Source organism: Dysgonomonas hofstadii (assembly GCF_014196915.1).
In the GTDB taxonomy this organism is placed as follows: domain Bacteria; phylum Bacteroidota; class Bacteroidia; order Bacteroidales; family Dysgonomonadaceae; genus Dysgonomonas; species Dysgonomonas hofstadii.
Window position 1 is genome coordinate 1 of the sequence record NZ_JACIEP010000030.1, and the last position, 10,117, is coordinate 10,117.

11 protein-coding genes are annotated in these 10,117 nt (G+C 35.2%); all 11 read right to left on the bottom strand.

All coding sequences use genetic code 11. The annotated features are described in order from the left end of the window. A partial coding sequence (locus tag GGR21_RS20520) for a helix-turn-helix domain-containing protein (RefSeq protein ID WP_183309108.1) occupies positions 1 to 187 on the bottom strand: 187 nt, incomplete at its 3' end. 213 nt (positions 188 to 400) lie between these two features. Further along, the gene (locus GGR21_RS20525; protein WP_183309109.1) at positions 401 to 1,084 is read right to left on the bottom strand and encodes a hypothetical protein; all 684 of its coding nucleotides are present in this window, start codon (positions 1,082 to 1,084) and stop codon (positions 401 to 403) included. Positions 1,085 to 1,091: 7 nt separating this feature from the next. After that, positions 1,092 to 2,039: an RHS repeat-associated core domain-containing protein gene (locus GGR21_RS20530; protein WP_183309110.1), complete on the bottom strand. Its 948-nt coding sequence runs from the start codon at positions 2,037 to 2,039 to the stop codon at positions 1,092 to 1,094. Positions 2,040 to 2,339: 300 nt separating this feature from the next. Next, positions 2,340 to 2,729: a hypothetical protein gene (locus tag GGR21_RS20535; protein WP_183309111.1), complete on the bottom strand. Its 390-nt coding sequence runs from the start codon at positions 2,727 to 2,729 to the stop codon at positions 2,340 to 2,342. Positions 2,730 to 2,734: 5 nt separating this feature from the next. Further along, a complete protein-coding gene (locus tag GGR21_RS20540; RefSeq protein ID WP_183309112.1) occupies positions 2,735 to 4,198 on the bottom strand; it encodes an RHS repeat domain-containing protein in 1,464 nt (487 codons plus the stop codon). A 259-nt stretch (positions 4,199 to 4,457) separates the two neighbouring features. Continuing rightward, positions 4,458 to 4,964, bottom strand: coding sequence for a hypothetical protein (locus GGR21_RS20545; RefSeq protein ID WP_183309113.1), 507 nt, complete (start codon positions 4,962 to 4,964; stop codon positions 4,458 to 4,460). 5 nt (positions 4,965 to 4,969) lie between these two features. Next, positions 4,970 to 6,163 carry an RHS repeat-associated core domain-containing protein gene (locus GGR21_RS20550; RefSeq protein ID WP_183309114.1) on the bottom strand — a complete coding sequence of 398 codons (1,194 nt, stop codon included), beginning with the start codon at positions 6,161 to 6,163 and terminating at the stop codon, positions 4,970 to 4,972. Positions 6,164 to 6,355: 192 nt separating this feature from the next. Further along, positions 6,356 to 6,991 (bottom strand): hypothetical protein, encoded by a 636-nt coding sequence (locus GGR21_RS20555; protein WP_183309115.1) that lies wholly within the window; start codon positions 6,989 to 6,991, stop codon positions 6,356 to 6,358. Between the two features lie 9 nt (positions 6,992 to 7,000). After that, a complete protein-coding gene (locus tag GGR21_RS20560; protein ID WP_183309116.1) occupies positions 7,001 to 8,335 on the bottom strand; it encodes an RHS repeat domain-containing protein in 1,335 nt (444 codons plus the stop codon). A gap of 502 nt (positions 8,336 to 8,837) precedes the next feature. Then, entirely contained in the window at positions 8,838 to 9,197 is a 360-nt protein-coding gene (locus GGR21_RS20565; protein WP_183309117.1) for a hypothetical protein, read from the bottom strand. 2 nt (positions 9,198 to 9,199) lie between these two features. Beyond that, positions 9,200 to 10,117, bottom strand: a 918-nt coding sequence (locus GGR21_RS21070) for an RHS repeat-associated core domain-containing protein (protein ID WP_183309118.1), incomplete at its 5' end; no start/stop codon positions are given.

The window sequence follows — 10,117 nt, forward strand, 5'->3', positions numbered from 1 at the left end:
GGTTTAAAGGACGTTTCGACTTATCTGACAATCCTGATTTGCCCTCTTCTTGATACCGTTTTATCCAACGATAAAGAGTAGTTCTGGCAATACCGTATCGTAATGCAGTTTTAGTAACAGAACCTGTCTGCTCATAGATTCTAAGCCAGTTCTGACGTGCTCTTATTTTTCGTTCCATGTTTTTCATAGTCGAAAAATAAAGATTTTATCCCAATATTTAATATCAAAAATGTAGCGTTTCTATTGGTGTGTCACAAGTTAAACTTCTTCGTGATCGCAAATGACGAAAGGCGGGAATCTTCCCACTAGGTGGAAACTGGAAATTATTTACATTCATCTTTGATCTTAATACTACCAATAAGACTTTGACCTTTCTCGGGATCGAATTCTCCGAGGTTATTTAATAATCTAATGTCTGAAATACAACCATAAGTATAGTTGTCTTTATTTTTTTCCTATAAACATACAGTGTATCATTCTTTATTATCTTATTATAGAAACAATAATATTGAGGTTGATAAACCCCTATTATTCTCTCATCAGTAAGATTTTTCTTATAGGTTTCAGCTAATAACTTTAGTTCCTTGAAACGAGAATTTTCATTTGAGCTGATTTTCAAATCATTACCGTAGAAAATATTAACTTCTGTCGATTTGGTTTTAACAGTCAAATAATCTCCATACTTAATTCTATATATATTGTTTTCTAAAGCTCTATGAGTATCATCTACTTTAAAATAATATAAGAGTATAGTATCATTGTATATAAATTTCTCCGCATATTCATATGTAGAAGAAATATGTCCTCGGCTACTATTTTCCAACTCTTTCTCCGTTATAGAATACCAATATTTACCTCTGTTTATATATCGGATATCTTTGTATTTCTTTTCTGAGAATTTTATGAAGATTGTATCACTCTCTTTTTTTATGAATATATAAGGATTTTTTAATATTGAGTCTTTTATTCCTATCATATTATACTCATCAAAAGTTTGGAATCGCCCATATTTATGATCCTTTATATTAGTAAATCTCATAAACAATAAAAAAGTGAAAAATAAAAGAAATATAATTTTTTTCATATTATTGCTATTTATATTTATCTATTGTTTCCCATGTAAAAAAGCCATCACTCTTTATCGCAAAATTGAAGATTGGTGTTGCTGCTTGTCCAGGAGTAGCAATATGGAAATCGTTCATTTTGGGAGCTATTGGTGCAATATTAGCACCATACTCATCTCTACTTAAACGGTCTGTTCCATTAAACTTATAACCAGCACTAACTGTATGATCCGAGGATACTACAATAGAGTTTGTCTGCGTTGACAAATTCTCAATTAATTGTATACCATTTACATCTCCACCCGCAGTAACATTACATGCATATATAAAAATACTTTTACCATCAAAGCCTTTTTTTAAAGGTGTAAAATCTGTTTTGGAATTAACTTTAGTGCTTCCAATAGAAAAACTTCCAGGTGAGCCATGACTATTGATTGAATAAGCACAAACAGTTGTGCCATCAAGAGATAATTGATCCATTGCATCAGAAAAATCTTGCATATCTTTTACCCTCATTACAGGGATATTCGCATCCTTGGCAGCAGCAAGATCCTGCTTGTCTGCAATATCAGTATTATCATTTATAACTATTACAATATTATTCTGCTCTCCTTTTTCTAGTTCTTTAATATCATACATCCCGTCTGGATCAATTCTATTAATAGGATTATTAGAACAATAATGATATGGTGTCAGCCAAGGTTTCTTCTCCGCCAACGGATCAACCGTAGTAAAACCCCAATCATATTTCCACCTCGCACTATAATCATACATATTCAACCCGTTACGGGTATCCAACTCCTTATCATTGTATTTGTACGGTTGCGCGGTTTGGTTTGTACTCTCCGCAAACGAATTCCCGAAAGGATAATACTGTGTACTCTGAACAGCATCGCTATACTGGTCAATTACTATCCGGTTGTTACCCAGATGATCACGGATATAAAAGCCTTCATAATAAACACCGTCAACCAAAACGCTTTTTAGCTATGGCAATTTAGTTAAAACTTGACAAAGTTGACACAATTTGCTGTGTTTTTTTAGTTGTAAAGTTTGTTCGTCTTAATACTCTAGTACATATACTCCAGCATGCTGACAAAACCTGACACTCTCTCTTCATACTCCCATAGCATAGAGACTTATAATCCATCACTTTTATATATAGATAAATAACTCCGCTAATGATTATTGTTAGCGGAGTTATAGTTATAGCAGATTGTAAATCCTTACTTTAAACTTCTTCGTGATTACAAATCCCGAAGGACGGGAGTACTTTTAAATATTGAAATTAATTTTTCTCGGATTACTGAATTCTATACAAGAAGAAGAATATCCTTCAATTTCACTGCATTTAATAACAGCTCCATCATTTTCAGATGCAGATATATCTCTATCTGCTGGATCAAAAGAGCAATAAATACCGTTGTCTGATCTTAATAATTTATATGATTCAATGACATAAAAATCATATTCTTCACTCCAGAAGAAAAGGAATTCTGATATTTGCTTAAAAATCAGTTTTAAATATACTCCTGAAGGATATCCCAATTTAATTACAGCTTCTATATTAATGCCGTAAGTATCCGCGGTATAGATTTTCATTTTCAATAAATTGGAATCATATAAGCTGAGTCTCTCTGGTAATATTATTTCTTTGTATAACATATTAATCAAAATAAATCAAAATCTCTTTTATCGTTATTATTGTATTTTGTGCGAGCAGGTTGCCTATCTCCTCTACCTGTCGGATTATTTGTATTAGGCTTATAGTCATGAACGTGGTCTTGTTGTCCATTTGGTTTTTTATCTTGCGGATGTCCTTTATTCCATTCTTTCTGAACATTTCCATCTGGACCATATTTTTTCTTTGTTGTTCCTGAAGGATTTGTTTCTACTGAATTTGGCTGCCCTACATCAGGTAATCTATTTTTCCGTCTCTTTCCGTCTTGTTGTACTTGATTTACAATCTCTTTCCCAGCCTCTTTTCCAGCTTGTTTCTTAACCACCTCCTTTGCAATCTGTTTCCCGGCCTGTTTTGTTCCTTCTGCAACTACAGCCCTTACTGCTCCCTCGGCTGCTCCAAAAACAACCATTTCAGCAATTACAGCTGTTATTTCTCCGGCAAAGTATCCAGCTTCATATCCTGAATCTCCAGTTTCTCTTGGAGAGTTATCTTTTCTCGGCTTTACTGTAGCTGTTGTATATCCTTGATCTGCCATCGATTTATTGGGATGATGTCCAACTACTCCATGTGCCCATCCTTTAGCAAAGGATTTTACATCACCCCACGAAGGCCATTGTCCGTCAGGATCAATATACATAAGTGGATTATTAAAACAATAAGCATATGGAGACCATGAATATCCTCGTTCCGCCAACGGATCAACCGTAGTAAAACCCCAATCATATTTCCACCTCGCACTATAATCATACATATTCAACCCGTTACGGGTATCCAACTCCTTGTCGTTGTATTTGTATGGTTGTACGGTTTGGTTTGTGCTTTCTGCAAACGAATTCCCGAAAGGATAATACTGTGTGCTCTGAACAGCATCGCTATACTGGTCAATCACTATCCGGTTGTTACCCAGATGGTCACGGATATAAAAGTAATAATTTCCATTCTGATAATAACCGCCATCGACTAAAATTCTTTTCAATCCGTCATTTTCGTAGATAATATTACCTACATAATCTGTTGTTTCCGTTTCGGTCAATGCATTTACATTTACAGCCGAACCGATAACCGGATTGGTTGAATAGCCCGGATTCCAACGCTGTACGGCTCTTAGTTTTACTCCTGCTGCTGAATAAGTATACTCATTTCGTCCCTCGACTGTCTTGTTCTTTATATCTACGGTTTGAGGCAGGTTCAGGCTATTGTAGGTAATTGAAGAAATACCCTTGTTCAGGTCTTTGGTCATCGCCCCGTTCTTATTGTAGGTATATTCCACACCAGTACCTTTGGTATAATCCTTGAAATCCATCGAGGCAGTCAGGTTGATATCGGCTATGGCATCTGTTATGGTTTTCATCTGGTTGCCGGTATAAGACATCGTCAGATTATCGATAAGACCGTAGGATGAAGTTCCTGTACCTTCATCTTTTTTGCCATGGCGTTTCATAGTCAGCATATTCCCGTGCCTGTCATATGAATAGCTTGTGCTGTATTGTCCCGTTCCTGTATAATTTGAAAAAAGTTACAAAAGTTACACTTTTGCACTTTTTTTGTTTCTTTCCTCTTGTTCTTTCACCAGACCTTGTCATATACTAATATAGATAAACAATCCTGCCAATAAGGAAACTGGCAGGATTATTCTATACAAAGACTCACAAATCTTTACTTTATTGACTCTCGAATTGCAGAACCAGAAAGACGAGAGACGTGTCCTGTTAACTACATGGAATAAAACCTAATCGTTTAATATAAAAACTTGGTAAATCAATATGAATTAATTTAACTCCATCAAATAAAAAAAACCAAAAAGAGAATTCTTCCTTTATAATTATTTCATTAATAGGCATAGATATTAAACAATTTTCATTATCCTTATTTTTTTTGAATAAAGAGCCTGGATTACATCCTTTTTTTACAACAAATGGAACATCTTTAGAATAAAAAACCCCCAAGCAAGTATCTTCACTAATCATATCAAGAGGAAGTAAATTTAATGTTACCAAATATAATTCATATAAAGAATCTCTATTAATAGAGATTTCATATATCAAATCAGATTTATTCTCAATATTTGAGGTAAAAGATTCTAAATCATTTATAAATTTATCCTTAGAAACGGTTAATAAGGGGAACGACTTCTCTAGTGTTTTTATTTGTGCATTTATATAAAAATTATTGCAAAATATAAATACAAATATAAGAAAATAATATAGTTTTTTCATGTTACTTATTTTATAATTCCTCGTCCATTATAATTTACATAACGTTTTAGATATCCTGAGTATATCTGAAATACAGGAGTTATACCACGTTTGTTGCCTGCCGTTAACTGTGCGGCCGCAGGTATATCTCCTCTATTACCACCTGCCACTCCAGAAGGTTGCAATAACTCCAAGTCATTTGGCCCTCCAAATGGATGGCTATGTACATCGCGCCTTAAATCAAATCCACTCTCTTGATTTCTCATTGCAACTCTGGATCCGGAACCTTCACTTTTTGCATTGTGACTGGTAGAAACAACATTTATGCCTGTACGTCCTGCTTTCCCATATTGGGTTAAAGACCACTCCATTGTTTCGTTCCTCGTATTAGGTATTCCACCATAATCTTTTGTTACGCCTAAGTTTTGAGATAAGAATTCAAAAGCTTTATTTCCATTTTCGTCCCCAAGCATAGTCAAATAAGTATATTCAGTGGTAGTTCCATCTTCATTTTTTATAGTTTCTACCGAAGATACTATAGGTGTATATTCGAAATCTGAAGACTTTATATTCCCGTCCTTATCCGTTATATTAAATACAGTTCTATCTTTACTTTTTATATGTTGGGTAATTTTTCCCTCCGCATTAATATTTATTGTATCCATTCCTAATGGGTCAATATATCTCATTGGATTATTCGCACAATAAACATACGGCGACCAACTATAGTATTTCTCCGCCAATGGATCGACCGTCGTAAACCTCCCTAACGCCCCGTCATAATATCTCGCAGAGTAATCATATAAGTTCAGCCCATGCGTCTTATCTAACTCCTTGCCATTGTACTTGTACGGCTGCGTGCTTTGGCTCGTACTTTCTGCCATGGCCATACCGAAAGGATAATACTGTGAGTTCTGGATTTGCTCGTTGTACTGGTTTATGACCACACGGTTATTACCTAAGTGGTCTTTCAGGTAATAGTGGTATACATTGTTCTCTATATAACCACCATCTATCAGTATACGCTTCAAGCCTTCATTCTCATAGACCTTGTTACCCACATAGTCGGTGATCTTCGAGGTTTCCAGGTTACTGTCGCCTGATGTTCCCATCACAGGGGTATAAGTCTGGTTTTTGGCATCCTTATGCTCTACCCGCAGCTTCACGCCTGAAGCCGAGTAGGTATAATAGGTCTTGCCACTGGTATTGATGTTTTTCACGGCAAGCTCTGTTGGTAAATTTAACTAAAACCTGACAAACCTGACGTTTTTTATTGTATTTTTCTAATCCTTATTTTACTTATAACTCATATGTTTTTTCTATAGATAAATAATCCTGCCAATGATGAAAATGGCAGGATTGAAAATACTTACATTAAATTACTTCGAAATTGCGAATTCTGAAATACAAAATTAATCCTTATTCAGCTGACGATCTGTATCTAATATGATTGAAACTAAAGTGTCATTTTTAAAGGTATAGTAATGCCATATTCCATCAGCCATAAGTTCATATACATTTATCGGGCTCATTGGGTTCAGCATTTCTATATTATCTGTAAATCTTTTTAAAAACTCTTCTCTTGTCATCCCTATTTTTATATTGTGATCTAAAAATATTTGATTATCAATTATCTTAGCAAAAACAACTCCCATACGTTCTGTTGTATCCTCTGGCACATCAGAAACTCGCTCCAAACAAAACGTTACATAACTATATTCACTTGAAAACCGATATAAATTTATAATATAAGAGGTATCACCATATACTGGAGAGGAAAAAATCTCTAATTTTAGATTCTTATAGTTTGTTGCAAAACTACTCACATCTGTATATTCTCCAAACGGGAAAAAGATAAATGTAGAAGAAGCATTAATTTCCAAACTATCTTTTCTAATAGATGTATCATAAAGTTTAAAATCTTTTATCTTAATAGAATCAGCTCTATTATTGACTTCAATATTAATTTGATTTGGCTTAGATGGGGATTGTTTGCAGGATCCCATTAGAAAAAATAAAAAAATAAATATAAATATATTTTTTTTCATAACTTGTTTTTAATTATTTAATTTATCCTTATCAATTGTGATTTTAGCTGACATTTGTCCAGGCGAAACTTCGGGTAATTTAGGCTTTTTCCCTTCAACTGTAACTGGTGCACCCTCCGCTCCATAGAATAAAGGTGATGCAGGATTGAGCTTTGCATTTTGAGAAACTTTTCCATCTACTGTTTCATTATTAGGTCTATAAAAACCATGAAATGTTCCTGGACGATATTCTTGAGGGGTCAAGGCTTTTGTGCTTTCTTGTGATAATTTTCCTACTCCTCGAGCATGAGTAATCACGACCTTTCCTCCTTCTTCTACGCCTGTAACAATTCCAGTATGCCCGTTCCATAATGCGATATCTCCAACTTGTGCTGTTGTTGATTGTTCAAAATCATTTTTCTCGAAAAAATCTTTCAGACCAGCCGTATTCATATGTTGAACATCATCAGTAATTTCATCAGCAGCAAGAACCCGAGAAACGAATTCAGAACAATCCATATACTCCAATGCTTCTTTTGTATTTTCTGTTCTTAATTTTGTGTCAGTTTCTTGCTTGTATTTAAGCCCTGTCATATTTCTTGCAGCATTAATTCTATCATAAGGGCCTTCTCCTGTTGGATCTATAAATCGCATAGGATTATTATAACCATAATTGTATGGCGACCAACTATAGTATTTCTCCGCCAACGGATCAACCGTAGTAAAACCCCAATCATGTTTCCACCTCGCACTGTAATCATACATATTCAACCCGTTGCGGGTATCCAACTCCTTATCGTTGTATTTGTACGGTTGAGCGGTTTGGTTTGTATTCTCCGCAAACGAATTCCCGAACGGATAATACTGTGTACTCTGAACAGCATCGCTATACTGGTCAATCACTATCCGGTTGTTACCCAGATGGTCACGGATATAAAAGTAATAATTTCCATTCTGATAATAGCCTCCATCGACTAAAATTCTCTTCAATCCGTCATTTTCGTAGATTATATTACCTACATAATCCGTTGTTTCCGTTTCGGTCAATGCATTTACATTTACAGCCGAACCGATAACCGGATTGGTCGAATAGCCCGGATTCCAACGCTGTACGGCTCTTAGTTTTACTCCTGCTGCTGAATAAGTATACTCATTTCGTCCCTCGACTGTCTTGTTCTTTATATCTACGGTTTGAGGTAGGTTCAGGCTATTGTAGGTAATTGAAGAAATACCCTTGTTCAGGTCTTTGGTCATCGCCCCGTTCTTATTGTAGGTATATTCCACACCAGTACCTTTGGTATAATCCTTGAAATCCATCGAGGCAGTCAAGTTGATATCGGCTATGGCATCTGTGACTGTCTTCATTTGATTACCGTTATAGGTCATCGTCAGATTATCGACTGTATTGTAATTCGTACTTGTCGTTTTCCCACTACGAGCCAGCGTCTTGATGTTCCCGTGCTTATCAAAAAGATAACTTCAAAACCTGACACATCTGACATTTCTCAGTCTACAAAAACTTTACAAACTTGACACGTTTGCATCATTTTTTCAGTTGTAAAGTTTATCGGTTTACCATAATCGATACTCCAGCACACTATAAACTGGCATGCTTGCAAAACCTGACACACCTGACACATTTTCGATCATACCACCCATAGCTCAGAAATTCATAATCCATCATATATATAGATAAACAATCCTGCCAATGATGAAAATGGCAGGATTGGTTTATAGCGGATTAAAAATCCTTACATTAAATTACTTCGAAATTGCAAATTCCAAAGGACGGGGGACTGGAGAAAACCGCGCCAACAAGGTGTACTTCTTTATAGATCTAAAGTCATATCCTAAACTGACACATTATCTATTTTTCTCTAAAAATTTCTACTTTCTCTTTTTTTAATGCATTATTATCTTTATCAAGGACTATGGAAAATAAAAGATAATACTTTTTGTTATCCATTGTAAAATAATAAAGACTCATTTTATCTATAAAAAGATATTCACCAGTGAATTCATCAAAATACTCAAATTCATCACTGGAAAATAGTCTTAATAAAAAGTAAAGTTTATTATCTAAAATACTCTTTATCTTTTCAATTTCTTTAAAAGAATATGCTTTAGTAAAAAGAAGCTTAACTTTTGAAAGTTCCCTTTGCCCTATATCCAATACATTGGATAGAATATATTGAAGTTCTTGTTTATGTATATCTTCTATTTCCATAATTAAAGTTCATCATAAATACTAACTGCAATATTAGAACCTGCATAATATCCAGCACTGCCTCCAATGACACCACCTATTAATGTACCTACAGCCGTCCCAATTCCTGGACATATCATTGTCCCTATTGATGCTCCTAACATAGCTCCTCCTTTTGCTCCAGCCCATGCTCCGGTCCACCCTCCAACTTCACTTACTGTCGTCCTTGCAACATTATCCGATGTTGCAATATTATAGACAGACGCTCCAGCAGCAGTAACAACAAATGCCCGGCCTCCATACTGCATCGTTTTTGCAATTGAATTAGTTGCTGCTCTTGTTGTACCAGATGTCCCTTTTTTGTGTGATGCTAAATATTTAGCTGTTGCATTTTGTGCAGCTTTGCTTTTTTGCAACTCAGATAATGATTTACTCATTGGCCCCATTTGAGCTCTTGCAGATTGTGCTAAATGGTATCGACTCATTGCATACTCCGCTGAATTGATCGCATTGTTTCTTATGTATTCATTCATTGGATTATAATATTGCATTCTTACAGAAGAACCATGAGCGATATCTGCCGCGTTAGCCCATTGACCTGCTAAAATAATATTTAATAGATTGATCTCGTTTTTCGGTTGTGAGGTAATAATAACTTCTGATAATTCATATGGATCATTTGGATCTCCCTTTTTTCTACCGTCAGGATCAATAAAATTTATCGGATTATTATCAACATATGCAAATGGACTCCAAGCATAATTTAATTCCGCCAATGGATCAACCGTCGTAAACCTTCCTAACGCCCCGTCATAATATCTCGCAGAGTAATCATACAGATTCATACCATGCGTCTTATCCAACTCCTTGCCATTGTACTTGTACGGTTGAGTGCTTTGACTTGTACTTTCTGCCATGGCCATACCAAACGGGTAATACTG